General features: G+C 65.7%; 21 protein-coding genes. 10 read left to right on the forward strand and 11 right to left on the reverse strand.

The genetic code is table 11. The annotated features are described in order from the left end of the window. Both HRUBRA_RS08325 and HRUBRA_RS14705 read left to right on the forward strand, forming a co-directional pair. Positions 1–1,275 (forward strand): L-glutamate gamma-semialdehyde dehydrogenase (locus HRUBRA_RS08325; RefSeq protein WP_035516264.1); only part of this gene is annotated, 1,275 nt, incomplete at its 5' end. 349 nt (positions 1,276–1,624) lie between these two features. Beyond that, positions 1,625–2,314, forward strand: a complete 690-nt coding sequence (locus HRUBRA_RS14705) for a DUF3313 domain-containing protein (RefSeq protein WP_084592545.1) — start codon at positions 1,625–1,627, stop codon at positions 2,312–2,314. Between the two features lie 233 nt (positions 2,315–2,547). On the opposite strand, the gene HRUBRA_RS08335 is transcribed toward HRUBRA_RS14705, so the two are convergent. The 3 genes from HRUBRA_RS08335 to HRUBRA_RS08345 all read right to left on the reverse strand — a co-directional run bounded on the left by HRUBRA_RS08335 (position 2,548) and on the right by HRUBRA_RS08345 (position 6,511). Next, positions 2,548–3,333 (reverse strand): endonuclease/exonuclease/phosphatase family protein, encoded by a 786-nt coding sequence (locus HRUBRA_RS08335; protein ID WP_035516265.1) that lies wholly within the window; start codon positions 3,331–3,333, stop codon positions 2,548–2,550. Between the two features lie 4 nt (positions 3,334–3,337). Then, the gene (locus HRUBRA_RS08340; RefSeq protein ID WP_052094549.1) at positions 3,338–3,895 is read right to left on the reverse strand and encodes a CDP-alcohol phosphatidyltransferase family protein; all 558 of its coding nucleotides are present in this window, start codon (positions 3,893–3,895) and stop codon (positions 3,338–3,340) included. Between the two features lie 93 nt (positions 3,896–3,988). Next, positions 3,989–6,511: a TonB-dependent receptor plug domain-containing protein gene (locus HRUBRA_RS08345; RefSeq protein WP_035516266.1), complete on the reverse strand. Its 2,523-nt coding sequence runs from the start codon at positions 6,509–6,511 to the stop codon at positions 3,989–3,991. 341 nt (positions 6,512–6,852) lie between these two features. On the opposite strand from HRUBRA_RS08345, the gene HRUBRA_RS08350 reads away from it, so the two are divergent. From HRUBRA_RS08350 to HRUBRA_RS08365, 4 genes are all read left to right on the forward strand, one after another. After that, a complete protein-coding gene (locus tag HRUBRA_RS08350) occupies positions 6,853–7,503 on the forward strand; it encodes a transglutaminase-like domain-containing protein (protein ID WP_035516267.1) in 651 nt (216 codons plus the stop codon). Positions 7,504–7,613: 110 nt separating this feature from the next. Next, entirely contained in the window at positions 7,614–8,774 is a 1,161-nt protein-coding gene (locus tag HRUBRA_RS08355; RefSeq protein WP_035516268.1) for a methionine aminotransferase, read from the forward strand. After that, complete coding sequence (locus HRUBRA_RS08360; protein ID WP_035516269.1) at positions 8,762–9,535, forward strand: amidohydrolase; 774 nt, start codon at positions 8,762–8,764, stop codon at positions 9,533–9,535. The genes HRUBRA_RS08355 and HRUBRA_RS08360 overlap by 13 nt, the downstream gene beginning before the upstream one ends. Before the next feature lie 39 nt (positions 9,536–9,574). After that, on the forward strand, positions 9,575–10,708 hold the full coding sequence (locus HRUBRA_RS08365; RefSeq protein WP_236629822.1) for a dipeptidase: 1,134 nt from the start codon (positions 9,575–9,577) through the stop codon (positions 10,706–10,708). On the opposite strand, the gene HRUBRA_RS14970 is transcribed toward HRUBRA_RS08365, so the two are convergent. Together HRUBRA_RS14970 and HRUBRA_RS08370 are read right to left on the reverse strand one after the other, a co-directional pair. Continuing rightward, the gene (locus tag HRUBRA_RS14970) at positions 10,705–10,860 is read right to left on the reverse strand and encodes an EVE domain-containing protein (RefSeq protein ID WP_084592547.1); all 156 of its coding nucleotides are present in this window, start codon (positions 10,858–10,860) and stop codon (positions 10,705–10,707) included. The two genes, HRUBRA_RS08365 and HRUBRA_RS14970, sit on opposite strands and share 4 nt — an antisense overlap. Before the next feature lie 72 nt (positions 10,861–10,932). Further along, positions 10,933–11,712 (reverse strand): crotonase/enoyl-CoA hydratase family protein, encoded by a 780-nt coding sequence (locus HRUBRA_RS08370; RefSeq protein WP_035516272.1) that lies wholly within the window; start codon positions 11,710–11,712, stop codon positions 10,933–10,935. Between the two features lie 177 nt (positions 11,713–11,889). Between HRUBRA_RS08370 and purU the strand changes: the two genes are divergently transcribed. Beyond that, positions 11,890–12,765 (forward strand): formyltetrahydrofolate deformylase, encoded by an 876-nt coding sequence (gene purU, locus HRUBRA_RS08375; protein ID WP_052094550.1) that lies wholly within the window; start codon positions 11,890–11,892, stop codon positions 12,763–12,765. Positions 12,766–12,974: 209 nt separating this feature from the next. Then, positions 12,975–13,865, forward strand: a complete 891-nt coding sequence (gene folD / locus HRUBRA_RS08380; protein ID WP_035516273.1) for a bifunctional methylenetetrahydrofolate dehydrogenase/methenyltetrahydrofolate cyclohydrolase FolD — start codon at positions 12,975–12,977, stop codon at positions 13,863–13,865. Here folD and HRUBRA_RS08385 read toward each other — a convergent pair. The 5 genes from HRUBRA_RS08385 to HRUBRA_RS08410 form a co-directional block, all read right to left on the reverse strand. Beyond that, a complete protein-coding gene (locus HRUBRA_RS08385) occupies positions 13,862–15,601 on the reverse strand; it encodes a GGDEF domain-containing protein (protein WP_052094551.1) in 1,740 nt (579 codons plus the stop codon). The two genes, folD and HRUBRA_RS08385, sit on opposite strands and share 4 nt — an antisense overlap. Continuing rightward, positions 15,598–16,344 (reverse strand): transporter substrate-binding domain-containing protein, encoded by a 747-nt coding sequence (locus HRUBRA_RS08390; RefSeq protein WP_052094552.1) that lies wholly within the window; start codon positions 16,342–16,344, stop codon positions 15,598–15,600. Before HRUBRA_RS08390 ends, HRUBRA_RS08385 begins: the two co-directional genes overlap by 4 nt. Positions 16,345–16,417: 73 nt before the next feature. Then, positions 16,418–18,400, reverse strand: a complete 1,983-nt coding sequence (locus tag HRUBRA_RS08395; RefSeq protein WP_052094553.1) for a putative bifunctional diguanylate cyclase/phosphodiesterase — start codon at positions 18,398–18,400, stop codon at positions 16,418–16,420. A gap of 171 nt (positions 18,401–18,571) precedes the next feature. Beyond that, positions 18,572–19,156 carry an NnrU family protein gene (locus HRUBRA_RS08405; protein WP_035516275.1) on the reverse strand — a complete coding sequence of 195 codons (585 nt, stop codon included), beginning with the start codon at positions 19,154–19,156 and terminating at the stop codon, positions 18,572–18,574. A gap of 358 nt (positions 19,157–19,514) precedes the next feature. Next, on the reverse strand, positions 19,515–22,529 hold the full coding sequence (locus HRUBRA_RS08410) for a TonB-dependent receptor (protein WP_035516276.1): 3,015 nt from the start codon (positions 22,527–22,529) through the stop codon (positions 19,515–19,517). A gap of 278 nt (positions 22,530–22,807) precedes the next feature. Between HRUBRA_RS08410 and HRUBRA_RS08415 the strand changes: the two genes are divergently transcribed. Both HRUBRA_RS08415 and HRUBRA_RS08420 read left to right on the forward strand, forming a co-directional pair. Next, on the forward strand, positions 22,808–23,827 hold the full coding sequence (locus HRUBRA_RS08415) for a GGDEF domain-containing protein (protein ID WP_035516277.1): 1,020 nt from the start codon (positions 22,808–22,810) through the stop codon (positions 23,825–23,827). Positions 23,828–23,842: 15 nt separating this feature from the next. Continuing rightward, a complete protein-coding gene (locus tag HRUBRA_RS08420) occupies positions 23,843–24,898 on the forward strand; it encodes a GGDEF domain-containing protein (protein ID WP_035516278.1) in 1,056 nt (351 codons plus the stop codon). Positions 24,899–24,917: 19 nt separating this feature from the next. On the opposite strand, the gene HRUBRA_RS08425 is transcribed toward HRUBRA_RS08420, so the two are convergent. After that, positions 24,918–26,045, reverse strand: a complete 1,128-nt coding sequence (locus HRUBRA_RS08425) for an endonuclease/exonuclease/phosphatase family protein (protein WP_236629823.1) — start codon at positions 26,043–26,045, stop codon at positions 24,918–24,920. Positions 26,046–26,262: the final 217 nt, after the last annotated feature.

The following is a 26,262-nucleotide window of genomic DNA, read 5'->3' on the forward strand; positions in this document are numbered from 1 at the left end:
GCGGAGGCCCTGGAGGCGAACTGCGGCGAGCTGGTGGGGCTGCTTGCCGCGGAGGCCGGCCGCACCATCGACGATGGCCTCTCCGAAGTGCGCGAAGCCGTGGATTTCTGCCGCTACTATGCACAGCAGGCGCGCGCCGGCTTCGCCGTGAAGCGCCTGCCGGGCCCCACGGGCGAGGTCAACGAGCTGTCGCTTCACGGTCGTGGCGTGTTCGCCTGTATCAGCCCCTGGAACTTCCCGGTGGCGATCTTCACCGGGCAGGCCGTGGCGGCGCTGGTTGCCGGCAACGCCGTGGTCGCCAAGCCCGCCGAGCAGACGCCGCTGGTGGCGGCGCAGGTCGTGCGCTGGGCTCACGCCGCCGGCGTGCCTGGCGACGTACTCCAGCTTCTGCCCGGTGTCGGTGCTGTCGGCGCGCAGCTTGTGGGCGACACCCGGGTCAGCGGGGTCGCTTTCACCGGCGGCACGGACACGGCCCGGCATATCCAGCGGAGCCTGGCGGAGCGCGACGGTCCTATCGTGCCACTCATCGCCGAGACCGGCGGCCTCAATTGCATGCTCGTGGATGCCACGGCGCTACCTGAGCAGGTAGTGGACGACGTGATCATCTCCGCCTTCCAGAGCGCGGGACAGCGCTGCAGCGCGTTGCGGGTCATGTATCTGCAGGCCGACATCGCCGACCGTGTGCTCGAGATGCTCGCCGGGGCCATGGCTGAGCTGCGCCTCGGCGACCCGTCCGAGTTTGCGACGGATATCGGGCCGCTGATCGACCTTGCGGCACGGCAGACCCTGGAGCGGCACGCTGAGCGCATGGACAGCGAGGGCCGGCTGGTGGCGGCCTGTGAAGCCCCTGCCGACGGCAAGGGCGGTTACTTCTTCCCGCCGCGGGTCTATGAGATCGAGCGACTGGAGCAGTTGGAGCGGGAAGTCTTCGGTCCGATACTGCACGTGATCCGCTATCGGGTGGAAGAGCTGCCGCAGGTCTATGAAGCGATCAACGCCAGTGGCTACGGCCTCACCCTCGGTGTGCACAGCCGGATCGACGGTTTTGCCCGGGAAGTGTTCCAGGCCACGCGGGTCGGCAACACCTACATCAACCGCAACATGGTCGGCGCGATTGTCGGCGTGAATTCCTTCGGTGGTCAGGGCCTCTCCGGGACCGGCCCCAAGGCCGGCGGTCCGCACTGCCTGCCGCGCTTTGCCACGGAGAAAACGCGCACGGACAACGTGGTTGCGAAGGGGGGCAACACGCAGCTGTTCAACCTGGAAGAAGAGTGATGCCGGTGCCTTTTTGTGGAACAGGAAGGCACCATGTTGTCGGTCACGAGGAACGGAAGCAGCCACTGGCTGCCGCTTCGCTCAGCCGCCTGGCTGGATACCCTGTGCTGCTGATCGGTGTTTTGAGCAGCGCTTGTTAATGAGACTCGGTTCTCAAGTCGACGGCATGCAATGGTATATCACGGATGGTCATGCTAGGGTCCGCGCCCCGGGCCGTTTCTCGCAGCCGCTGTTGCTTTCGACATCGTTGCGCCGAATACACCAATGAAGCGCAGAGACTGCCGCTGTGGTGACAGTGTCCTCATCACAGGAGCGGAGTCCCTTCGTGCAAAAATTAAAAGTGTCACTCATGACGTGCCTGCTTGCGGGATGTTTCGCAGGCCTTGTGGGTTGTTCGACCACCGAGCGGGGTGATGCCGAAACCGTAGAAGGTTCGGGGTTCCTCGCAGAATGGTACCCACGCATGCGCGCAGGCAACGACGACGAGGGTTTGCGTGTCTATCGCAGTCCGGGCGCGCGCGACGCGATCCGGGCGAGCGATGCGATGATGCTCGAGCCGGTTCAGCTGTGGCTGGCGGCCGATGACGAAGGCCTCACCGACGAGCAGGGCCGCGAACTGGGCGAGCGCTTTTATGCCACGCTCTACACGGCATTGGCGGATGACTACCGTATGGTGGAAGAAGCGGGTCCTGAGACCCTGCGCTTCGAGGTGGCGTTGACCTCCGCTGAAGCAGCCGATGTGAAGCGGGACTTGATAACAAAAGCAGTGGCTCCTGCGCGTATTCTCAGTACGGCAGCGAGCAAGATCTCCGGTGAGCCGATGTTCCAGGGTTCGGCGACCATCGAAGCGAAGCTGTCTGACGCAAGTACCGGAGAGGTCTGGGTAGCCTCTATCGATCGCCGCGTGGGCGGTAACGCGATCAATACCGAGACGCTCCAGAGCTGGGGCGATGTCTACAACATCATGGATCTCTGGGCCGCGGCCATTCGCTACAAGCTCTGCTCCGCCCGCGCCGCGAAGACTTGCGAGAAACCCTAGGGCGGCCCACCGTGGCCCCTGCGCGCCCTCTCCCCGGGGGCGTCCCTGGCGGCCAGCCTCGACCTGTCCCGCTTTGATGCTGTGGTCCGCAAGGACCAGAACCCTGCGGTGGACAGTTACCCGGGCGTTTCGGCCCCTGGTGCGACGCAGGTCATGAGACTTCTGACGGGAGCGATTGCTCCCGGCCCGCTGTCGCTCTCCTGAGTCTCTGAATTCAGCAGTGCTGGCCCGCGTCAGCGTTTGGGGGCCTTTGGCCTGTTGATCTCAAAGCGCCCCAGGAGCGCCGCGTGGTCCGACAGGTCCCGCCAGTGGCCCTCCCCGAGGCGCTCGCAGGCGATGGGCGTCAGCCCCCGGAAGTAAATCCGGTCGACAGGGAAGAGCGGCGCCCAGACCGGGAAGGTGCGGGCATGGCGACCCTGGAGCGTCACGAAGAGCTCTTCCATCTCCAGGCTGAGCTGCAGGTGGCGCTCCGCACGCCGGCGCCAGTCGTTGAAATCGCCGGCGAGGATCATCGGCTCGTCATGGGGCACGTGATCCTCGATGCGCTGGGCGAGGGCCTGCAGCTGTTCCTTTCGCTCCTGCTCGAGCAGCCCCAGGTGCACGCAGAGCGCGTGCAGCCGGACGTCGCTCTGCGGCAGATGGATCACGCCGTGGAGGATGCTGCGGCTGGAGCGCGGGAAGATCGACACGTCGATGTTCTCCCAGGCCAGGATCGGGTAGTTGCTGAGGATCGCGTTGCCGTGGTCGCCCTTGCGGTAGATGGCGTTGCGCGCATAGGCGTAATGCGGCCAGACCTGTTCCGCGAGATACTCGAAGTGGGGCTGGTCCGGGTAGGAAAAGCGCCGGCGCCGGGCCTCGCTCTTCTCGGCACGGCCGTGCACCTCCTGGAGGAAGACGATATCAGCGCCGGTTTCGGTGATGCGCTCACGAATGGCGTCGAGGACGAAGCGGCGGTTGCCGCTGCAGTAGCCCTTGTGGATATTGTAGGTCAGGACATTGATTGCAGTTTCCCGGGCCATGGCGTCAGCGCTCGCGGCGGACTGCGCCGGCCTTGCGCGACCAGAGCACGACATACTGCAGGCCGCTGGCGATGGCAAGAATCAGCACCACCGTGGTCAGGGTCACCAGCGCGGGAGCCGGCAGCCAGCCGCCGACCGCGTTGCCGAGGATCGTCACCAGGAACAGCACCTGCACGGCCATGTTGGCCTTCGACAGGGCCGTTGGTGAGAACTCCAGCTCCCCGACCACCAGCTGGTAGGCCAGCGCTCCGGAGACGATGACCACATCGCGAAGGATGACCACGGCTGCAACCCAGACCGGCATCAGCCCCACGGCGGCGAGGCTGGCAAACACGGCGAAGATCAGGATCTTGTCTGCGATCGGGTCCAGGGCCGCGCCAAGGCGTGAGCGGGCATCGAGATGCCGTGCGAGGAAACCGTCGAGGGCATCGGTGAGGCCGGCGATGGCCGCGATGATCAGAGCGGTGGAGAAGCGCCCTTCGAAAATCGCCAGGGCGAGGGGCAGGGCCAGCAGGAGCCGGCTGCCGGTAAGCAGGTTCGGGAGAAAGTGGAGCAGTCTCACGCAGAAAGCCTGCGCGGGAGCTGCTCCGTGGGGGATGAGTGGCCCGCCGGTGCGCCAGTCCCTGCGGGGACGCGCCGGCGGGCCGGGGCAGCGCTAGAACTGCACTGCCAGGCGGCCGTAGAGGAAGCGGCCGTTGAAGCCGAAGGGCGAGAAGCCGGAGTAGGGGAAAATCCGGTCGAAGGTCGACGGGACGAGTCCAGCCGCAAGGTCATTGGAGACCGTGTCGTCCGGATAGACGTCGAACAGGTTGTTCGCGCCGACGGCCAGGGAGATGTTCTGGGTGATGTCATAGGCGACTTCCAGATCAGTGATCCACTGTTCATCGAGCTTCTCGTCCGTTTCCGCAGTGAGGCCCGGATCGATGGTCTCACCGAAGCGGGTCATGCGCAGGTCAACACTCAGGTCATTATAGTACCAGGTGGCGCCAAGGTTGATCTTGTCCTCGGGGCCGCCATCCTCAAAGCGTGCCACTTCCCGGCGAGCGAAGAGGTTGTCCTCTGTGACGCCCACGGCGGCCAGTTCCGGCGGCGGCGCGAGCACGTCTGTTACCTCGTTGTCGGTGTAGTTGTAGCCACCGTTGAGCGCCATGCGGCCCCAGTCGCCAAGGTCCAGATCGTAGTTGGCGACGATGTCGAAGCCGCTGGTCTCGCTGTCGATACCGTTCAGGAAGAAGCGTGCGCGGTTGGCGCCGGTGCCCGCCAGCAGCTGCTCGATGCCTTCCCCGGAGAGGTTTTCGGACAGCACGATCCGGTCGTCGATCTCGATGTGGAAGTAGTCCACGGTCACGGACAGGCCGTCGACGGGCTGCCAGGAGAAGCCTGCAGAGTAGGAAATACTCGTCTCCTCCTCGAGCCCCGGCGAACCGAGCGCGCGGGCGACGTCGCTGTCCGGGCGGAAGGTACCCGTTTCCGTCGGTACCGCGTCGACAAAGACCGTAGCAACGGAGGTGAAGTACTGCTGCGCCAGGGACGGCGCGCGGAAGCCCGTGGCGACGGAGCCACGCAATGCGAAGTTCTCGGTGATCTCATAGCGGGTGGCGAATTTGCCGGTTACCGTCGAGCCGAAGTCCGAGTAATCTTCGTAGCGTGCGGCCACGGCGACATTCCAGCGCGCCGTCACATCGGCGTCGAGGTCGACGTAGACACTGATGTTGTCGCGGTCGCCTTCGACCTCCGATTCCGGCGTGAAGCCCGGGAACACCTGGCTGCCGGCCGCTTTGCCCTCAAAGCCGCCATCTTCATAGCTGCCCGGCTCGCCGGCGTCGATCTTGTAGGTCTCGTCCCGGTACTCGATACCGAAGGCGACGTTAACGGGCATGCCGCCCATGTCGAAGAGCTGCGAGGCGCCGGCATTGAACACGAGGTGCTCGTTGGTCAGCGTGCCGGCGTAGAACTCCGTCGGGCTGGTGGGGCCGAAAGACGCGTTCAAGGTATTGCGGATGTTGTACTCGAGCTCGTTGCTGCCGATCAGCAGGGAGCTGTCGACGGCCCAGCCGTTCCAGTCGCCGCGAACGCCCACGGCGGCGCTGTAGTCGGTAATCTCCGAGGTGATCAGCGGCAGGAAACCGTTGGGGTAGATGTCGGGGATGTTCCGGCTGTCCTGAGCGCGGCGGTAGAAGCCGGCGCTCTCACCCTCCCGCTCGCCGTAGGAGCCGAAGCTGTACAGCTCCCAGTTGCCGTCCAGGGGCAGGCCGGCATTGTAGAAAAGGGCCATGTCTTCGACATCAGCGTTGCCGAAGCGGTGGTTGATACGGTCGAAGCCGAGCTCCTGCGGGTCGGCACTGCCGTCCGGCAGGCTGGCGTAGTTGTTGCGCGGGTCATAGCCGGAGCGGTTGGTCGGGTCGCGGTCCCGGAACTCCCCGGAGATATTCAGGAAGCCGTCCTCGCCAAGGCCGATGCCGCCATTGGCGCGGACCGTCAGCGTCTCCCCGTCGGAGACCTGGCGGTCGCCGCCTTCGTTGAGCTGCAGGGTCCCGTCCGGACCGATGCTGACGCCGCTGAGTTCCGGTGAGCCGTCCATCTTTGTATCGTACTCACCGTAGATCACGGAGCTGCTGAAGCCCTCCGGTGCATCCTTGAGAACAACGTTGATGACACCGGCGATGGCATCAGAGCCGTACTGGGCGGCGGCGCCGTCACGCAGGACTTCGATGCGCTTGATGGCGTTGGCCGGGATCATGTTCATGTCTACCGCAGAGGAACCGCGGCCCACGGAACCGTTGAGATTGAGCAGAGCGGAGGCATGGCGGCGCTTGCCGTTGACCAGCACAAGGGTGTGGTCCGGAGCCAGGCCGCGCAGCGTCGCCGGCCGGACATGGTCTGTTCCGTCGGTAATGGACGGCAGCGGGAAGTTGAAGCTCGGCAGCAGCCGGTTGAGCAGCTGGTTGGTCTCAGTGATGCCGGTGGAGGTCAGCATCTCTTCGGAAATGATGTCGATGGGTACCGCGCTCTCGAGGACAGAACGGTCGGAGCGACGGGTGCCGGTGACAACCACTTCCTCGAGCATGGCGCCGGTCGGTTCCTGGGCCAGCGCTGTGGGGGCCGTAGTGGCCAGCGCCGCGGAGGCGGCGGCGACAAAAAGTGCGAGCGTCTGCTTTTTGCTGGGTGATGGCTTCATGTGAAAATCCCTCTGTAGTCAAGGCATGGACTGCGGTGAATGTTGTTGTTATCCGCTCTATGGCGGTTTGCAGCCCGGGGAGCTTAAGCTAGATGGCCACCAGCATTGTCGCAAGGATGGACAACGGCACAATTTCCCCTTGAAAAATGCGCTTTGTGTGTTCAAGGGCTGCGATTTTCGCCGGTCAGTCTGGCAAGCTAAGCGGTCTCAGAGGCCCTGCCACGCAAAGGGGGGGAAGCGTTTTCCGCGCGGCTTTTGCTCCGGCCCGGGTGTCGCGCGCCCGGGTCGCGGTGGTCGCCCCGGCGCGGTAACCTTGGGGGCCACATGCCATGGAGACAGCGATGGCCCCCGGTCCCCTGACCCTGGAACCTACCTGGTTTCTCGATAGTGATAGCGAGCCTGTGCGCGCCTGGGCGGCCGAGGCCGGTGGCGAAGGGGAAGACTCAGTTGCGCTCGCTGAGCGGCTGTTTTACGCCGTGCGCGACGGCATCCGCTACGATCCCTACCGCGTCTCCCGGGACCGGACCGCCTACTGCGCCAGCGCAATCGCCTCGGCCGACAGCAACTGGTGCGTGCCCAAATCCGTGCTCCTCGCCGCCTGCGCCCGCGCCCGGGGCATTCCCGCGCGCCTGGGCTTCGCCGATGTGCTCAACCACCTCACCAGCGACAAGCTCAGCAAGCGCATGGGTACGGACCTTTTCGCCTGGCACGGTTACGCGGAGCTCTGGCTCGACGGGCGCTGGGTGAAGTTGTCCACCGCCTTCAACAGGGAGCTCTGCGAGCGCTTTGGCGTAAAGGCGCTGGAGTTCGATCCGGTGCAGGGGGCCCTCATGCATCCCTATGATGCGCGCGGTCGCCGGCATATGGAGTATGTCCGCGAGCGCGGCAGCTTCGACGATCTGCCTCTGGATGCGATCTTCGCGACTTTCGATGAGATCTACCCCGCCCTGGCTGCGGAGGACGGGGAAAGCGACGCCGCCTTCGACCGTTGAAGTGCAGTCAGGCTGCCAAAAAGCGTTATGCCCCGGGGCCCTCCCGGGCGTTCAGGGCGCGGTTGCTACGAGCTTGTATACTGCTGTATCGGTTGTAGAACGAGGTTGCCATGGCCGGGATCGTCAGCGTAGACAGCAAGCTGCCGGGGGTCGGCACCACGATCTTCAGCACCATGACGGCGCTGGCGCAGGAATGCGGTGCCATCAACCTGTCCCAGGGCTTTCCGGATTTCGATCCGCCGGCCGCGCTGGTCGCGGCGCTCGGCGAGGCCGCTAGCGCCGGCCACAATCAGTATCCACCGCTGGCGGGCCTGCCGCAGCTGCGGGCGCAGCTCGCGGCGCAGCTCGCACGTTACCGCGGTGTCACCGTAGACCCGGAGGCAGAGCTCACGGTGGTGCCCGGCGCTACGGAGGGCCTCTACTGTGCGATCACTGCCGTGGTGCGCCCCGGCGATGAGGTGATCGTCCTCGATCCCGCCTACGACAGCTATGAACCTGCCGTTACGCTGGCTGGCGGCCGCACGGTGCATGTGCCGCTGACGCCGGAGAATTTTGCCATCGACTGGGACCGGGTCCGCGCGGCGATTACCCCGCGCACGCGCCTGTTCATGCTGAACAGCCCTCACAATCCCTGCGGTAGTACCGTGAACGGGGAGGATCTCGCTACGCTGGCGGAGCTTGCGGAACGCCACGACTTTCTTGTCTGCAGTGACGAGGTCTACGAGCACCTGGTTTTCGACGGCGCGGCGCACCAAAGCGTGCTGCAGCACCCGGCGCTACGCGCCCGCAGCTTCGCGCACTACTCTTTCGGCAAGACCTTCAGCGTGACCGGCTGGAAGACCGGTTATTGCGTGGCGCCGCCGGCGCTGACGAAGGAGCTGCGCAAGGTGCACCAGTTCGTGGCTTTCGTCGCGGTCACGCCGGTGCAGCACGCTCTGGCCGCCTTCCTTGAGGCGCACCCGGACTACCCGGGCACGCTGGCCGCAGCCTATCAGGCGCGTCGGGACCGTTTCCTCGGGGCCCTGGCCGGCTCCCGCTTTCGCTTCCGGCCCGCGGCCGGGGCTTATTTTCAGCTCCTTGACTACGGCGCGGTGAGCGACGAGCCTGACACCGTGCTCTGCGAGCGCTGGACCCGGGAGCACGGCGTCGCATCCGTGCCCGTGTCCGTGTTCCAGGCGGAGCCGCCGCCGGGGCAGACGCTGCTACGCTTCTGCTTCGCCAAGAGCGACGAGGTACTGGAGGAGGCCGCAAAACGGCTATGCGCGATCTGACTGTCACCCTGGTTCAGTGCGAACTCGCCTGGGAGGCGCCGGCGGACAACCGGCGCCAGTTCGGTGAGCTGTTGGAGACCGTCTCCGACGACACGGACCTGATTGTGCTCCCGGAAATGTTCACCACCGGTTTCTCCATGAATGCTGTGGCCAATGCGGAAGAGCCGGGCGGTCCGACGGAGCAGTGGCTCCTCGAGCTGGCCCGGCGCCGGGACTGTGCGCTCACGGGCAGCATCGCCGTGCGCTCGGGTGAGGCGGTCTACAATCGCATGCTCTTCGCGACGCCGGACGGTGTCGTCCACTACGACAAGCGCCACCTGTTCCGCATGGGCGGCGAGCACAAGCGCTACGCCCCGGGTTCGGAGCGGGTCATCGTTCCTTGGCGCGGCTGGCGTATCAAGCTGGAGGTCTGCTACGACCTCCGCTTCCCCGTGTTCAGCCGCAACCGCGGCGACTACGATCTTCTGCTCTACGTGGCCAACTGGCCGGCGGTGCGCGGCGCCCACTGGCGGGCGTTGCTGCCGGCCCGGGCCATCGAGAACCTGGCCTGTGTGGTCGGGGTCAACCGTATCGGCAGCGATGCCAACGGGCTCGCGTACGCCGGCGATAGCGTGGCCATCGATGCCCGCGGCGAGTACCTGGCGGACCTCCGCGACCGGCCGGGCTTCGAGACCGTGATCTTCGATGGCGGGGCGCTTGAGGCCTACCGAGCGCGTTTCCCTGGGCACCTGGATGCCGATGACTTTGCCCTCCACCTTTAAATGAAAGCGTCCCGTTTACTGCTCGTTCTGGCTACGTTCGTGATAGGGCTGTTCTTCGCCCTCGCCCCGCGCATGGTCGAGGAGGGTATGAACCGGGTACTGCCCCACGAGCCCGTGACGCTATCGGCTGCGGCTGCGGCCCTGCATGCGGACCTCATCGTTGGGGACCTGCATGCAGACAGCCTGCTCTGGCGGCGCGACCTGCACAAGCGCTCGAACCGTGGCCATGTCGATCTGCCCAGGCTACGCGAGGGCAATGTCGCGCTGCAGGTGTTCACAGCGGTGACCCGAACGCCTGCGGGACAGAACTACGAGGCCAATGCGAGCGATGCCCGCGACAACATCACGCTGCTGGCCATGGCCCAGCGCTGGCCGCCACGCACCTGGGACAGCCTAGCGGAGCGCGCCCTGCACCAGGCTGCCAAACTGCGCCGTTTCGCCGCCAAAAAGCCTGAGAGCCTGCGAATCCTGCGCCACGGAGATGATGTCCCGGAACTGCTGGCGGCGCGACGGGACGGTGCGAAGACCCTCGGTGCGCTGCTTGGCATCGAAGGCGCCCATGCCCTCGACGGCAAGCTTGCCAACATCCAGCGTCTCTATGAGGCCGGCTATCGCATGATCGGCCTTCACCATTTCTTCGACAACGAACTCGGCGGCTCTCTTCACGGCACCGGCGGCCATGGCCTCACGGACTTCGGCCGCCAGGTCGTCGAACGCCTGGATGCGCTCAGCATCATCATAGACGTGGCCCATTCTTCGCCGGAAAGTGTGCGCGACGTGCTCGCACTCACGAAGCGGCCGGTGGTGGTCAGCCACACGGGTTTTCGCGGCGTCTGCGACACGCCGCGGAATCTTGATGATGAACTGATGCAGGCTATCGCCAGCCGGGGCGGGCTCATCGGCGTGGGCTACTGGGCCGCGGCAGTCTGTGACGTGTCGGCAGCGGGGGTTGTGGCGGCAATCCGCTACGGCGTCGATCTGGTGGGCGCGGATCACGTTGCCCTGGGTTCGGACTATGATGGTGCCACCACGGTCCCCTTCGATACCGCCGAGCTTGCGGTACTCACCGACACGATGCTGCGCGAGGGCATGGACGAGGTGACGATCCGCAAGGTCATGGGCGGTAACGTTGCGCGCTTTCTCGCGGAGCATCTGCCTCCGGCGCCTCGCTAGCTGCCCGCCGACCCCGTGTGCGTGGCGTCGCGCAGAAAGCTCCGGGCCTGGTAGTTACGTACCCCGTCCGAGGGCTCGATGCCGCCGGGCCGCGCCGCCAGGTCGTCGAGGCTGAAACTGTCGGGTTCGGTTTTCAGCAGCCAGCAGGTCATGGTCGGGCCTTCTTCAGACCGCGCGGGTGTGCGCGCGGCGTCCCGCCGGCCTGAAGCTTGCGTCCGGCACGCTCAGCGCCCTTTGAAAACTGCCTGGCGTCGCTCGATGAAGGACTGCACGCCTTCGGCGGCGTCCTCGCTCGCCATCACCGGCACCAGGTCGCGGAGGAACTGTGCGACGCTGCTCTCCCGGTCGTTCTCTTCGCTGAAGCGCGTGGCGCGCAGGCAGGCCTGCACGGCGAGGGGGGCCGCAGCGGCGACCCGTCGGGCGAGGGCCAGGGCCCGGTCGATCTGCGCGCCGGGCTCGGTGAGCTCCTGCACCATGCCCCAGCGCAGGGCTTCCTCGGCACTCCAGCGGTCCCCGGTCAGAAGCACCCGCTGGGCATTGCCCCAGCCGATCTCCCGGGGCAGGCGCATGGTGGCGCCGCCGCAGGGGTACAGCCCGCGCTGTACCTCGAGCATCTGGAACTGCGTGTCACTGGCGGCAACGCGGATCTCGGTATTCAGGAGTGCTTCCACGCCCCAGGTGAAGCAGTAGCCCTGGACCGCGATGACCACTGGCTTGCGGTGCAGAGCGCCGGCAGTACCCATGGGATCGATTTCCCCAGCGCGGGCTGGAAAGCCCTCGCCGGAAGAAAAGATCGACGCCCACTGGTCCAGCTCGACCCCGGCGGTGAAATGCTTGCCCTCCGCCGAGAGCACAGCCACCCGCAGCTCCGGGTCGTTGTCGAGGCGGTAGTAGGCCTCGGCCAGCGCGTGGTACATCTCAAGGCTGAGAGCGTTGTACTTCTCCGGGCGGGTGAGGTGGATGTGGAGGATGTGGCCGTCCACGCGGGTTTCAACCTGAGGCATGCTGGCTTCCTTATTGTTCGCTGTTCGCTGTCGGGGTTCGGGCGTCGCCGGTCGCGTGCAGGACCAATAGTCGCCCCTCGTGCCACGCGGTGCAACGCTGTCATTCCTTCCGTTTCTATTGAACTGTGGCAGAGCCTTGGCGATGATGGGCGCCCCTGACCCGGAACCCCAATTGCCATGGCCGTTGCCGCCCCGGAGAGCCCGCCCCGGGCCTACGTTCTGTCCTTCCGCTGCCCCGACCGCCTGGGGGTAGTGGCTCGCTATTCCGGCCTCATGTACGACTGCGGGGCCTACATCACGGAGGTATCCAATTACAGCGACCCGGTCACAGCAATGTTTTTCCTGCGCTGCGTTTTCGACGACCGCGCCATGACCGTGCCTTACGCGGAGCTCGCCCGGCGCCTCGAGGCGCTCGCCAGCACCATGGCCATGGACTACACGCTGCGGCCCGTGAGCGAGCGACCCCGGGTGCTGGTAGCGGTGTCCCGCTATGACCACTGCCTCAGCGCGCTGTTGACCAAGTGGAAGGCCGGGGCCCTGCCGGCCGACATCGTCGCCGTGGTGAGCAACCACGAGGACTGCCGCCGGCTGGTCGAGTTCCACGGTCTGCCTTACCATCATCTGCCGGTCTCGGCGGACAATAAACGCGAGCAGGAGGCGCAGCTCCATGCGCTCGTGGAGGGGCAACGGGTCGACCTGCTGGTGCTGGCCCGCTATATGCAAATTCTTTCAGATGACCTGTGCCGCCGCCTCGAGGGCAGGGCAATCAACATCCACCACTCGTTCCTGCCCGGCTTCAAGGGCGCCCGGCCCTACCATCAGGCTTACGAGCGGGGCGTGAAAGTGATTGGCGCCACCGCTCACTACGTTACATCGGACCTCGACGAGGGCCCGATCATCGCCCAGGAGGTGCGGCCGATCGACCATCAGGTGTCGGTGCAGCAGATGGTGCTCTACGGCCACGATATCGAAGCCACAGCACTGGCGCAGGCCGTGAGGTTGCATTGTGAGCAGCGCGTGATCCTGAACGGTCAGCGGACGGTCATCCTCTAAGCGCAGCAGCGAGCCAGGCGCAATAGCAAGGTCTTTTCGGTCTTATCGGGAGCCGGTACTCCCGGTGTCTGCGGCAGCCCCGCTGCCGCTCTTTCGCGATGCGCCTTGGTGACCTGTGCGATGCGGTGGGCGCCGACTGCTGCTAGCATACGCACCTCGTCAGCCCAGGCGCCCACGCAGCCACTCACGCAGCTATTTACGGAGGAGCCATGACCGCGGCAATCATTGACGGCAAGGCGGCCGCTGCCGCCCTTCGCGAGCAGATCGCGACAGAGGTGGCGCGGTTGCGCGAGACCGACGATCTGCAGCCGGGGCTTGCGGTCGTGCTGGTCGGTGAGGACCCGGCGAGTCAGGTCTATGTGCGCAACAAGGGCCGGCAGACCGTTGAGGCGGGGATGCTCAGCCACACGCATCGCCTGCGCGATGACACCAGCGAGACCGAACTGCTCGCCCTCGTGGCGGACCTGAACGCGGACCCCACGGTGCACGGCATCCTCGTGCAGCTGCCGTTACCGCCACAGATCGACGAGCAGCGGGTGATCTGTGCTATCGATCCCGCAAAGGATGTCGACGGTTTCCACCCGTTGAACGCGGGCGCCCTTGCCAACGGCGACCCCGGCGCCCTCGCGCCCTGCACGCCGGTGGGCTGCCTGCTCCTTCTTCGCGAGCAGTTCGACAACGACCTGGCCGGCCAGCATGCACTGGTCATCGGCCGCAGTAATATCGTCGGCAAACCCATGGCGCAGCTGCTCCTGCAGGAGAGCTGCACGGTGACCATCGCCCATTCCCGCACCCGCGACCTGCCGGCGCTCTGCCGCCATGCGGACATAGTCGTCGCCGCCGTGGGTCGCCCCGGGATGGTGCGCGGCGACTGGCTTAAGCCCGGCGCCGTGGTGATTGACGTCGGCATCAATCGCCTGCCCGGGGAGGGAGACAAGGCCCGGCTGGTGGGAGACGTGGCCTTTGCCGAGGCGCGGGAAGTGGCCGGCGCGATCACGCCGGTACCTGGCGGTGTCGGCCCTATGACCATCGCCTGCCTCCTGCGTAACACGGTGGTGGCTGCCTGCCGTCAGGCCGCCGTGGCGAGCCGTCTCGCCTAGGACCCCTGCCCGCCGGCTAGCGAATCGAAGAAAGCGTAGGCCCCCCGGCTACGTTTGCTGTGGTACATGGCCCGGTCGGCAGCCAGCATGAGGGCATCGAGATCGTGCCCGTCCTGAGGGCCGAGGGCGATACCGATACTTGCCGGGCTTTTGAGTTCCACGCCCTGCCAGGACACCGGCTCCGACAGCCGCTCGGCAAGGCGCTGGGCCATCGCTTCGAGCTGCGCCCGGCCCGGGCTCGCCCCTAGCAGCACGACGAACTCGTCGCCACCAGAGCGCGCGATGAGATCGGATTCCCGCAGTTGCTGGCGAAGGCGCCCGGCCACGGCGGTCAGCACCGCGTCACCGGCGGCGTGCCCCCGGGTGTCATTCACCTCCTTGAAGTGGTCCAGATCCAGGAGCATGAGCGCGTGCTCGCCCGGGCGCGCGAGGATTTCCCGCGCTCCCTCGGCGAGGCCGTTGCGGTTGGCCACCCCGGTGAGAGCGTCGGTGGCCGCAGCCTCGGCGAGGACCCGGGAGCGCAGGGTCAGCTCGAGCTTTTCCGCCTGCATACCCCGGATACGCGCCGACAGGGCCATGGCCAGGCCGACCATTTCCGCCAGGATGCCCATTTGCAGGGCATTGCCGAGGAGGAAAGCCGAGTCGTCCAGGCCCCAGGAGACGAGCACCGTGAGGCCGATGGTCACGAAAAGCGCGCCGATCGCGAGCATGTACCACAGGGCCGGGGCGTAGCCCCGGCGCCAGCTGCGGAAGCTGACGACGATCATGAGCAGGGAGCCGGCCAGCGCGATGATTTCCGTGCTGCGGTGGGACACACTGGTGAAGCCCGCAACCCCGAGTAGGGCATTGCCGAGGGCGGCGGCAATGGCCAGCTTCAGGGCGATGTCGACCCGCGGTGAACGGCTGGCGATAGCGAGGAAGGCCCGTGCGAACAGGCCGCTGAAGGCCAGCCACAGCGCTGGCGCAATCTGGTAGCTATGTTCGATCAGCCACGGGTTGCCTGGCCAGAGGTAGTGGGCCGCATGGCCGTTGAAGGTAGCCAGGGTCAGCAGCGCGAAGCCGCAGGCGACCACGTAGTAGCCGTAGGAGCTGTCCCGGAAGACGGCGGTGAGGGCGAGGTTGTAAACCAGCAGCGTGAGTAGAACACCGTAGCAGATACCGTCGAAAAGCCGCTTGTGCGCGCGCTCATACTGATAGTCGGTGAGTTCCCAGGCGATCGGCGTTACCGCATGAGTGAGGTCTGCCTGCACCCGCAGGTAGGCGTGATAATTACCCGGGCTCAGAGCACCGAGGGGCATCACCGCGCGCTCGCTGCCAAGGGGGCGGGTGGCGTACGGCTTGCGCAGACCGCTCTGAACGGGCCCGCGCAGCGCCTCGCCGGCCGCGTCGTAGGGCCCATGAAATTCGGCGATGCCAAGCGCGGTGGTCGGCAGTTCAAGCAACAGGCTGCGCTCAGGATCGGTGATCCGGAAGTGGATACGCAGCCAGAAGGGGGCGTCCCTGGTGGTGCGCAGCGTCTGTTCCGGGTAATGCCAGCTTACCGAGTCGGCGAGCACTGCTGCGAGCGGCGCATCGTTGGCGACGGCAACAGCGCCGGATAGCGGCTGGCCGTCGGGGCCCGGGTCCAGCAGGACCGGGGGCCGCGCTGCGGCGGCCGACAGCGGCAGCAACAGCAGGGTAGTGAGAGCGAGCAGGCCGATCGTCAGGCCGGCGCGCAGGCGTTTTCGCGCGGTCACTGCACCGTGACCTCGACGGGGATCCAGCGATTGATGATGTAGTCCAGCGTTCCCGCGCCACGCATAAGCACCAGAGCGCGATCGAGGTCCGCCAGGAGCGTCGAGTCCCCCGGCGCCACGGCCCAGGCCAGCTGCTCCTCCGTGAGGGGGCGGTAGAGGCTGATCAGATCGCTGTTTTCGCTGCTGGTGGCCAGGCCCCAGCTGGTCGGCGCATCGTGGATGTAGAGATCGATGCGGTCTTCCCGGAGTGCCGTGAAAGCGCTGTCCGGATCCGCAAAGAACGCGAGCGCTGCGTCCGGCAGTTCGCGCTCGGCAAAGGCGGCCCCGGTGGTGCCCGATTCCACGCCGATGCGGACTCCGGGCTGGTAGATGGCCCAGGGCTGGCCGAAGCGCAGGACCTTGTCCTGATGCAGAATGGCCATCTGCCCCACCCGCAGGTACGGCTCTGCGAAGCGTACCTGCTGGCTGCGCCCGGCGGTGACGCTGAGGCCGGACATGATCACGTCGATCTGTCCGGCCAACAGGGCGGGGATGAGCTGCTCGAAGGGCAGGGGCACCAGGGATACCTCTCGAGAGAGGATCTCGCCCACCGCGCGGGCATTATCGGCTTCGAGGCCGACGATACGGCTCTCACTGCGGAAGGCCAGTGGCGGGTAGTCCGGCGAGAGGCCCACGCGCAGGGGCTCCGCGGCAAGTGCGGAGCTCAGGAACAGCAGTGCGGCCAGTAGAGGTCGGAAGGGCATGGCGGATTCCCGGGGTGCCGGAAAGGCACAGCAAGGCGGAGGCTAGCATTCTTCCCGGGGAACACCAAGGTGCTCAGGGCGGCGGTGAAACACCGCTGGAGAGCAGCTGCTGGCGGAAGGCGCTGGCCGGTACCGGGCGGCCGAAAAGATAGCCCTGGAAGCGGCGGCAGCCGCAGGCGACGAGAAACTCCCGGATGTCCTCGCTCTCGACGCCCTCGGCGAGCACCGTCAGCTTCAGGGCCTGGGCCATGGACAGGGTGGCGCGGACGATGCTGGCGTCGCTGTGGTTTTCGATGACGCCGCGAACGAAGGACTTATCGATCTTCAGGGAGTCTACGGCGAGGGTCTGCAAATAGCGCAGGGACGAGTAGCCGGTACCGAAATCGTCGATGGTGAAGCGAAGGCCCGCCGCATGCAGCTGCTCCATGCAGTCCTGGGTTGTGCCGAGCTCGTTGATGAAGAGGCTCTCCGTCACCTCCAGCTCCAGCTGCCCCGTGGGGATGCGGTGCCGCTCGAGGGTGGCGATCACCGTGTCGGCGAAGCCGACACGGGTGAATTGCCGTGTGCTTACGTTCACGGCCAGTACCAGTGAGGCACAGCCCGGCAGCTTGCAGAGGTCGGCCAGCAGACGGCAGGCCTCGTCGACCACCCAGTCGCCCAGGGGGTAGATCAGCCCCGATTCCTCCGCGACAGGAATGAACTCCGAGGGTGGAATCCAGTCTCCGTCCCGGCGCCAGCGCAGCAGAGCCTCGGCGCCGAAGACGGCGCCCCGGGCATCGAACTGGGGCTGCAGATGCAGCTCGAGCTCGTTGCGCTCCAGGGCGTAGCGCAGCTGCTGCTCCAGGATCAGCCGCGCCTCGATGGCGGCCTGCATCTCGGGGACAAAGAAGCGCACGGCGTTGCGGCCCCCGTCCTTGGCCTGGTACATCGCCGTATCCGCATGGCGCAGCAGATCCTCGATATCATTGCTGTCCGAGGGAAAGAGGCTGACGCCGATGCTGCTGCTCAGATGCAGCTGCGTGCCCTTGACAGTGATCGGCTCGGCGATGGATACGCGGATTCGCTCTGCCGTGTTGTGCGTATCCTGAATCACCTCGTCGACACTGCCGTTGAGCTCCGTGAGCAGCACCACGAATTCATCGCCGCCAAGCCTTGAGGCCGTGTCGGTCTCGCGGAGCGCTTCGCGCAGCCGTCCGGCGATGGCCTGCAGCACGGCGTCGCCGGTGCTGTGACCGAGTGAGTCATTAATGCGCTTGAAATTGTCCAGGTCCAGGAAGAGCACGGCGGCCCGGTTGCCCCGGCGCAGGGCCCGGGCCCGGGCCTGGCGCAGCCGGTCCGAGAGCAGTCGGCGGTTGGGCAGGCCGGTGAGATCGTCATAGAGGGCCTGCCGTTCCACGGTGGCCTCTGCGCGCTGGCGCAGATGAGACATCTCGAAGCCCCGTGTAAGCGTGTCGTGCACACGACGGGTCACCATAGCCATGAAGCCGAGATAGAGCAGGGCTATGATCCCGAGCTGGACTGCCTCCATGCTGCCCTCGGCGAACAGGCGCGCGGCAAAGGGGAGAATACAGAGCGCGAGAAAGGGCAGGCTGGCCTCGATAAAGGCGGCGAGGCTGACCACGGCGCCGGCGCACATGCCGGCAATGATGAAGGCAAGCAGGGACAGGCTGTAGCTGTTCTCGGCCGTGAACAGCAGGAAGCCGCCCGCGCCCCAGACCAGACCGGAGAGGACTGATCCGGCAATGGCATGCCGGTACCAGCGCCTATGGGTACGCGCCCGGGCTGAGGCACGAGCGAAGCCGCGGGCAGCGAGCAGGCGATAGACGGTGGTCAGCAGTGTCGCCAGCAGCCAGCCGAGCAGCACCCCGGCATCGCGGACGCCCCAGAGCAGCCAGCAGAGGACCACGCTGTTGAGCAGTACCGCGGCCAGGGACTGACGCAGGAATTGGTAGTGGAGCGCGAGACGCTCCGCATGGACGTAGTGCGCGAGGCCGGTTTTGTCGGCAGCCGCTGAAGGCCGCGTTTCGGTGCCGCCGTCCGTGTCAGTCAATCTCATGGGAGCTGCCGTGGCGGCCGGCACCAGCGGCAAAGAGAGCGGCGTCGGCGAATGCCGTTGCCGCCAGAAGGGGGCGGTCGGCGGACTTGGGTGCCGCCGGCCGGTTCATCGCACTGGTCCGTACGGGCCCGTCGGTGTGCATAAGAACGCACGCCTCGTCGCCCATGGCGCCTAGCTCCCCGGCAGTGCCGGAACGCCGGCTACGGCCATGTGACCATAGCGGGCAAACAGGAACCAGGCGGCGGCGCCGATGAGCACCGTAGCGACCGTGGCGGGCATGCGCCCCGGCGGGTAGCTGACGCCTGCGGCGCGGTCCAGCTTCCGGGAGCGGATATACAGCACCACGGCCCAGACAAAGAAGGCGCCGAAGAAAACCACATCGCCAACGCGGCCGTTGGCGAGGAGGTGGCCGAAAGCCCAGAACTTCACAGCCATGACCATGGGGTGGCCGACCCGGGCCTTCAGGTGGTTGCCGGGTACATAGGCGGCGACCAGCAGAATGAATGCCGGCAGCGTGAAGAGGGACACGGCATGGTAGAGCCCCAGGGGCGGGTTCCACAGCATGGTCGGGTTTTCGCGCATGACGCCATAGCCCCAGATCGCCAGAGCGAGGCCTGCGAGGGAGATCAGGCCGTAAACCACCTTGAAGGGCTTCTCGCCCATGGCCGAGACACGGCTGCTGCGCCAGTCGTTGGCGTAGACGCGCAAGGAGTGGGTGCCGAGAAAAAGCACCAGGCCGACAATCATCCAGGTCATAGCAGAGCTCCGAAGCGATAAACATCCGACAGTGTACCCCAGCCCCGGCGGGACAGGAACGCGGGGGGAGCGGGTAGGGCGGGGATTTCCCCTGGCGCCTCGCGTACCTCGGGCTCGGCAGAGATCCAGGACCGTAGGGCCGGCAGCGGGAGGGTGTCCCCACCAGGCGAATATCGTGGAGCGACTGGGGGCACCCTCCCGCTGCCGGCCCGGAATACTGCGATGCATGAATCCCGGGCAGCGCCCCGGCCAGCCAAGGCTGGCCCCGGAAAGCTGCGATGGACAAAAAAAAGCGACCCTGGGACGGGCCCAGGGTCGCAGGAGGAGAAGGGTCGGGCCGACGCCGCGGCCCGAGCAGTCAGAAGCGGTAGCTGAGGCCGACGCGCATGCTCCAGAGGGAGGTGTCGCCGATGCGCTGCTGTGCCTGGCCGTTGGCTTCCTGTTCGGCGGTGACGCCGTAAGGGAAGGCCGGCTGGTTCATCACGCCCCAGTCATCGTTCAGCAGGTTGGTCAGGTTGTCGACAATGATGAAAGCGCTGCCCCGGTGCCCCGGCGCGAAGCCTGGCACTTCCTGCGAGATGCGAAGGTCGATCTTGCTGAAGGAGTCACCCTCCTGGCTGTTGCGGCTGCCACCGATCGGCAGCACGTTGCGCTCGAAGTCGAGGAAGGGCTGAAAGCCGAAAGCGTCGATGGTCCCTTCCGCCCCGCCCAGCGTGATGCTGTAGGGGATGCCGGAGTTGTACTGGCCGAACAGGGAGACGCGGGTCTCATAGCCGCCGAAGAAGTCGGCGCTGTAGTTGAGTACCGTGGTGAAGCGATGCTCTATAGCCCAGTTCGATGGGCCGAGCTCCTCAGCTTGTGGATCGACAAAGGCCCGGTTGATGTAGTTCGAGAACGCCACCGACGAGGTCATCGGATTCACATCTTCCGCTTCCGTGTAGGCGTAACCGACACGGAGGTCGAAGCCGTTGTCCCAGGCCTTGAAGGCGCTGAAGGCAATGGACTCGGACTCGTTGCCGTTGCTGGCGTTGGTCAGGACGAAGGCCGGGTCCCGGACACTTTCGTAGACCGGGTAGCCGAGGTCGTTGGTGCCCACGCGCTCAAGATCCGCGCGCTTGTAGATGGCCGTATCCTCACCGCGGCTGATCTGCAGATCCGCGGTCACGGTGATATCCATGGGGGCGAACCAGGTCAGGCCTGCCGTGTACTTCCACTCGCTGGGGATATCGAAATCGGGATCGAGAAAGTTGATTTCGAAGTTCGAGCCGTCCCCGGCGGCGACCACCTCGGCGATCTCCTGCGGTACCCCGTAGCCGGGGCCGCAGACCGGAACGCCGTCTTCACAGTTGACGTAGTTCTGGGCGAAGAGATCCATGCCGTCGATACGGGCCTGTACGGCCGTGGTGTTGGTGTTGCTGTAGGTGTTGGACAGCCAGACGTTCGGGTTGCCGCCGGAGAACAGGCCGACCCCGCCGCGGAAAGACAGGTCCTCGGAGAAGTCATAATTGAAGCCGAAGCGCGGCTGGAGCAGGTCGCGCCCATCGAGCGTCTCGTTGTTGCCGAAGCCATAGCTGGCCTGGAAGCCCTGGTTCAGGTTCGGGGCGTCGTCGGTCTCGTAATAGTCGTAACGCAGGCCGTAGGTCACCGTGAGCTTGTCGTTTACCTGCCACTCGTCCTGCAGGTAGAAGTAGTTGATGGCGTACTCGAAGGCCTCGGCGATGTCGTTCTCGTTGTTGCTGATCGCGTTGCCGTAGTAGACCCGGTCCGCCAGGCCGTCGCGGAAATTGTCGATACCGTCAAAGCGGATCTCCGTGTCCACGTGCTGGTAGAACAGGTTGAAGATGTCGTAGGACTCACGCTCGTAACCGCCGGTGATCGTGTGCGAGCCCAGCTGGTAGCGGCCGCGGGCGACGATCTGGTCGATGGTGTATTCCAGGGCGTTGGCGTGACGGCTGTCGTCGCCGCCGAGGTAGACGTCCACGTCTTCAAGCTCGACGCGCATCTCGCCAAAGTCGTTGCCGGCGCGCGGCGACTGCACGAAGTCGACCTCCGTCCGGGCGATGCGGATTTCCGTGGAGAAGTTGTCGGTCCAGTCGGAGTAGAGGCTGGCGATGTAGGAGTTCAGCTCCGCGCCGCGGTTGTAGAAGTGGTCGGAGAATTCGAACTCTACGTTTTCGCCATCCGAGGGCGTGGCATTCACGGACTCGTTGTACATGTAGCTGAGCGCCAGGCGCTGGGTGTCCGTGATGTACCAGTCGAGCTTGCCGATGTACTTCTCGTCCTCGAAGTCGATGGTGCCCGGCGTGCTGCTGCCCGGTTCGAACTGGTAGACATCGCGAGCGATCCGGGCGATTTCGTCCAGCTCCGCCTGGGTGACCAGCACCTCGTTGACGGCGCCGCTGCCGATGGCGCCGCGGTCGTTGAAATCGACGCCTTCGTACTTCTCGTAGGCGCCGTAGAAGAACAGCTTGTCCTCGATGATGGCGCCGCCAAGCTCAAAGCCGTAGCGGGTCTCGTCGTAGTCGGTGATCTGAACGCTGTCGCCTTCGAGCTTGTCACCCTGCATGCTGTCGTCGGTGTAATCCATGAACACCGAACCGGAGAGCTCATTGCCGCCGGACTTGGTGACCGCGTTGATGTTACAGGCCGAGAAGCCGCCGTAGATGACACTCATGGGCGCCATCTCCACCGCGACGCTGGAGATGGCGTCGAAGGGGAAGGGCATGCGCTGGGTCGGGTAGCCGTTCGAGTTGAGACCGAAACCGTCATTCAGGCGGATACCGTCAACGGTCAGGCTGTTGAAGCGCGGGTTGGCGCCGTTGCACTGGATCGAATCGGCGCGGCTGGACTGGTCGATGTAGACGCGCGGATCCTGGCCGATAATGTCATTGATGTTCCGGTTGATCGCCGGCGAGTTCTGCAGGTCGCTGATATCAAAGACCGCCGTCGGGCCGATAGCTGTATCGGCTACTGCCGCGGCGCTGCCCATGACCACCACTTCCTCAATGGCGTTGACAGCGTAGTTCATCTGCGCCTGCTGCCCCACCGCCAGCTTCAGGCGCTCCGTGGACGCGCCGCCCTGCGGCGAGGTAACGCTGACGCTATAATCGACGCCCGCGGGCAACTGGCGGATGAAGTAGTTGCCGTTCTCATCGGTGGTGGCGGAGCGAGACAGCCCCGTCGCACGGTTCGTTGCCGTTACCGTAGCGCCTGCGACCGGCTGGCCGCCCGAACTAACGACACCGCGGACGGCCGCGGTTGTTTCCTGTGCGTAGACCGGGGCGGTCAGACCGAAGCTGCCGACAACGGACGCACCGGCGATGGCGCGAACGAGCGCCTTGCGGGCAAAGTGTTTCGAGAAGGACGAGGGCATGGGATAGCTTCTCCAGCTGGGTTAGTGGATCAGCGAAGAGGCTAGGGCAGTGATGTTGCACTTGTGTTACGCCGGTCGGCACCCGGCCCCTTTTTGGTAAAATCACCAAAAATCCCCGGGAACTCTTTTTTAGTGCTGCCGAGTTGTCGCGACGGAGTGTAAGAAGCGTCTCCTGAAGATGCTTTCGGCGTTTGCCGGGTCTCTGCTCGGTATCTGCACCGATCGCGTGCAGGTACAGTACGCCACGCGGGCGCCTTCCGGCGGCCGAGGGACATTGCATGGCTCGTGCCAGTGACGACATTCTCGAGGAACGCCAGGCCAGGTTGCTGGCTCTTGTGCTGTTGTTCGTGGCGGCCTACGGCGGGATCATTGGCCTTGTCAATATCGTTCTGTTTGCAAGCCCGCAGCTTGCAGCGATGGATTTCCTTGCCACGGCGGCGAGTTTTACGGTCCTGGCGTACTATCGCCGGAGCGGTCGGCTGCGCGCCGCGAGCTGGGCGGCGATTCTTATCCTGGCAGGTCTGCTGCTGACCTTCCTTGTCCTGGCGCGGGCGGCGAACGCAGCTTTGCTCTGGGTCACCGTGCTGCCGCCTATCGCTTTCTTCCTGCTCGGTTCCCGCGATGGTCTGCGGGTGACCGTTGTCTTCTCTCTGGTGGTGCTCGCCTGGCTGGTGTCGACGTTCCGACAGCTAGATCCGGCACCTTTTTCTCTGGGGGCGGTCCTCAACTGTGCCGAGGCCCTTCTGGCTCACGCGCTGATCTTCCGGTTCAGCGAACGTACCCGGGAGGCCGCCTTCGAGCGCCTGCGCGAACACGCGCAGGTTGACGGTCTGACGGGCCTGGCCAATCGGGAAAAGCTTGACCTCGAGCTGAGCCGTGCCCTTGCCCTTGCTGAGCGCAGCGGTCAGTGGGTCGCGGTGGCCATGATCGACCTTGATCACTTCAAGGCGGTCAATGACAGCCATGGGCATCTCGTCGGTGATCAGGTACTGTTGGCGTTGGGCCAGTGTCTGGCTGGCGCTGTGCGCGCCGTGGACCTGGTGGGGCGCTGGGGCGGCGAGGAGTTTCTTCTTTTGTGTCCCAGCACGGACCGGGCAGGAGCCCTCGCTGTGGCGGAAAAGCTCCGTGCGGCCGTGGCGGCAGAGCCCTTCGCCGACGGCGTTGCCTTGACCGTAAGTATCGGCGTGGGCATCTCGCAGGGACGGGAGCTCCCGGAAACGGTGCTGGATCGCGCTGATCGTGCGCTTTATGCCGCGAAGGACGCCGGTCGCAATTGCGTAGTGATCGAGGCTGCATGAAGCGGGCACGTTCTGATGACTGACTATGCGGTTGGCGCTGCGACCGAGATCAGGCTGGCGCGGCAGGCATCGCTGCTGCGCGCCATGCTTCTGCTTGCGGCGTGCTACGGGTTTGTTACGGGCCTGACCAATTTCTTTGTTTTCTCCAGGCCGCTGATCGCGGCCATTGACGGCCTGGTGCTGGCGGGTGCTGTGCTGAGCTGGCTTCTGCTCCGCCAGGCCCGGCTGCTCTGGCCCGTAAGCCTGGCCGTGCTCACGTTCTACGGCCTGCTGTTGCTGTTCTACTTTATTGCTTCGGAGGCGCGCAATTACTCGCTCGTCTGGGCCGCGGTGCTGCCGCCGCTGGCCTTTTTCCTGCTCGGCTCCCGCGGCGGAACGCTCTTCTCTGCGCTGTTCAGCCTGCTCGTGCTGGCACTCTTTGCCATGAGTTACCGCCAGGCCCCGGTGATGCCCCTGGAGCTCCCCGCCCTGCTGAACCTGGGGGCGGTGCTTGTTGCTCACTGCATCATTTTCCGTTTCAGTGAACGGAGCCGTGAATTGGCCTACGCGGAGCTGGCGCGCCTGTCCCAGTACGACGAACTGACCGGGCTCCTCAATCGACGGCAGTTCGATGCAGAACTCCGGCAGCATATGGCCCTGGCCCGCCGGAGAGGGTCATCAACGGCGGTGCTCCTTGTCGATCTCGATCATTTCAAGCACATCAATGACAGGCACGGGCACCTCGTCGGGGACCGTGTGCTGGTCGAGGCGGGCCAGTGTATTTCCGCAGTGGTCCGGGCGACAGACAGCGTGGGTCGCTGGGGCGGTGAGGAGTTCGTCATCGTGTGCCCCGACACGGAGCTCAGCGGAGCAAGCCAGGTGGCGGAAAAGGTCCGCCGGTCACTGGAGCGGTCACCACTGGGAGACGGGGTGCAGCTATCGGCGAGCGTCGGTGTGGCCGTTGACAGGTCGGAGGAGTCGGTGGAATCCCTGCTGGCTCGCGCCGATGGTGCACTTTACCGCGCCAAGGAGCAGGGCAGGAATCGAGTGGTCCTTGAGGAGGTCATGGAGACGCCAGTGCCCGCTTGCTGACTGCCTGCTGACTGCCCGCCTACTTGATGGCGAGGTCCAGCCAGACGAGGCGGTGGTCCGATGATGCGGCGCGGGTCGCAACCAGTGCCGCGCCGGATTCCTCCGGCGCTGGCCAGAACACGCCACCGTCAAGGACTGTCCAGCCGGCGCGGGAGGGGAGCACGTAGTCGGCGCGCTGGCCCCAGGCTGCCGTATGCGCCGGAGCGTGAGGATTTGCCGGTCGCGCTGCGGCGGCGCCGGCGCTTGAGGGCACGAAACCCGCGTCAAGGGCGGGATGGGCCAGGAGGTCAGTGATAGCAGAGCGCCGGCTGTCGCCCTCTACCGGCGACGCGTTGAGGTCGCCGAGGAGCACGAAGCGTTCTCCGCTCAGCCCGCCCTTGCCGCCCCGATCATCATAGATGTAGCCGGCGGACCCGTCGCCGGTCAGGTAGTCGCTCCAGAAGCGGATTTCGTCGTGGTTTCGCCTGCCGTTGCGGTCCTCCGGGCCGTCGAAGACCGGCGGCGTCGGGTGGCTGGCGAGCACATGCACGACGGCGCCATCGACGCTGACCGGCACATCCCAGTGCGCCTTGGACGATAGCGGGAAGCGGGCCCGGGCTGCCGCCGGGTACCAGGGGCTGCCATCGCCCGCCCGGAGGTCCTCAAGCAGGTTGCCGGGCATGTGCTGCCAGCGGAAGTTGCGGAAGGTGCGGACGGCTCCCCGGTCGATGGGGTGCCTGCTCAGGAGCACCATCCCGTACTGGCCGGGGTAGAGCCCGTATCCCCAGGCGTCCTGGCCGCGGCCACTGGCGACGCCGTCGCGGTCGAGGTCGAAGCCCGAGTCGATGCCGGTGTTCACCGGCGCCGTGAAGCTGTGCGCGTAGGCGATGGGCTCCAGGCCCTTCCGGGGGGCCGCCAGATAGTTCTCCCGGAAGGCCTCGATGGCTCCGGCGGGGTCCGCGGTGTAGTCGAACTCGTTGAGCAGCAGGATATCCGGCCGCACCCGGCGGATGATCGCGGCCACGTTGCGCAGCTGCGGATGGTCACTGCTCGCAAGCGCCAGGGGCAGCTCGCTGCCGGTCGGCGCTTCGCCCTCGGTAACGTAGTTGCCGCCCTCCATGGAGGCGTTGAAGGTAGCGATGCGCACCGTGCGGGGCTCAGCGATCACGGCAGGCGCCAGCACGGTGAGTAGGGCGGCGATGACGACAGGTCGGCGGCATGGGCGTCTCATGGCAGTCCATTTCTCTAAAAAGCACAGTTTAAGCGAGGGCGGTTTCTTTTGCGGGCTCGGCACTGCCGCGCATAAAAGTTTCATCGATTTGTCATCGAGCTTTCACCGGATCGTAACCGGCGCTGGTCATGCTTCGCAGCGACATCAGTTGCGA

This window comes from Pseudohaliea rubra DSM 19751 (assembly GCF_000764025.1).
Classification (GTDB): Bacteria; Pseudomonadota; Gammaproteobacteria; order Pseudomonadales; family Halieaceae; genus Pseudohaliea; species Pseudohaliea rubra.

Coding starts and splice junctions, on each gene's coding strand:
- HRUBRA_RS08335 (WP_035516265.1), bottom strand. CDS start 3,333: ATGGCCCGGGAAACTGCAATCAATGTCCTGACCTACAATATCCACAAG.
- HRUBRA_RS08395 (WP_052094553.1), bottom strand. CDS start 18,400: ATGAGATTGACTGACACGGACGGCGGCACCGAAACGCGGCCTTCAGCG.
- folD (WP_035516273.1), top strand. CDS start 12,975: ATGACCGCGGCAATCATTGACGGCAAGGCGGCCGCTGCCGCCCTTCGC.
- HRUBRA_RS08410 (WP_035516276.1), bottom strand. CDS start 22,529: ATGCCCTCGTCCTTCTCGAAACACTTTGCCCGCAAGGCGCTCGTTCGC.
- HRUBRA_RS08415 (WP_035516277.1), top strand. CDS start 22,808: ATGGCTCGTGCCAGTGACGACATTCTCGAGGAACGCCAGGCCAGGTTG.
- purU (WP_052094550.1), top strand. CDS start 11,890: ATGGCCGTTGCCGCCCCGGAGAGCCCGCCCCGGGCCTACGTTCTGTCC.
- HRUBRA_RS14705 (WP_084592545.1), top strand. CDS start 1,625: ATGACGTGCCTGCTTGCGGGATGTTTCGCAGGCCTTGTGGGTTGTTCG.
- HRUBRA_RS08390 (WP_052094552.1), bottom strand. CDS start 16,344: ATGCCCTTCCGACCTCTACTGGCCGCACTGCTGTTCCTGAGCTCCGCA.
- HRUBRA_RS08350 (WP_035516267.1), top strand. CDS start 6,853: ATGGCCCCCGGTCCCCTGACCCTGGAACCTACCTGGTTTCTCGATAGT.
- HRUBRA_RS08420 (WP_035516278.1), top strand. CDS start 23,843: ATGACTGACTATGCGGTTGGCGCTGCGACCGAGATCAGGCTGGCGCGG.
- HRUBRA_RS08345 (WP_035516266.1), bottom strand. CDS start 6,511: ATGAAGCCATCACCCAGCAAAAAGCAGACGCTCGCACTTTTTGTCGCC.
- HRUBRA_RS08370 (WP_035516272.1), bottom strand. CDS start 11,712: ATGCCTCAGGTTGAAACCCGCGTGGACGGCCACATCCTCCACATCCAC.
- HRUBRA_RS08405 (WP_035516275.1), bottom strand. CDS start 19,156: ATGACCTGGATGATTGTCGGCCTGGTGCTTTTTCTCGGCACCCACTCC.
- HRUBRA_RS08360 (WP_035516269.1), top strand. CDS start 8,762: ATGCGCGATCTGACTGTCACCCTGGTTCAGTGCGAACTCGCCTGGGAG.
- HRUBRA_RS08355 (WP_035516268.1), top strand. CDS start 7,614: ATGGCCGGGATCGTCAGCGTAGACAGCAAGCTGCCGGGGGTCGGCACC.
- HRUBRA_RS14970 (WP_084592547.1), bottom strand. CDS start 10,860: ATGACCTGCTGGCTGCTGAAAACCGAACCCGACAGTTTCAGCCTCGAC.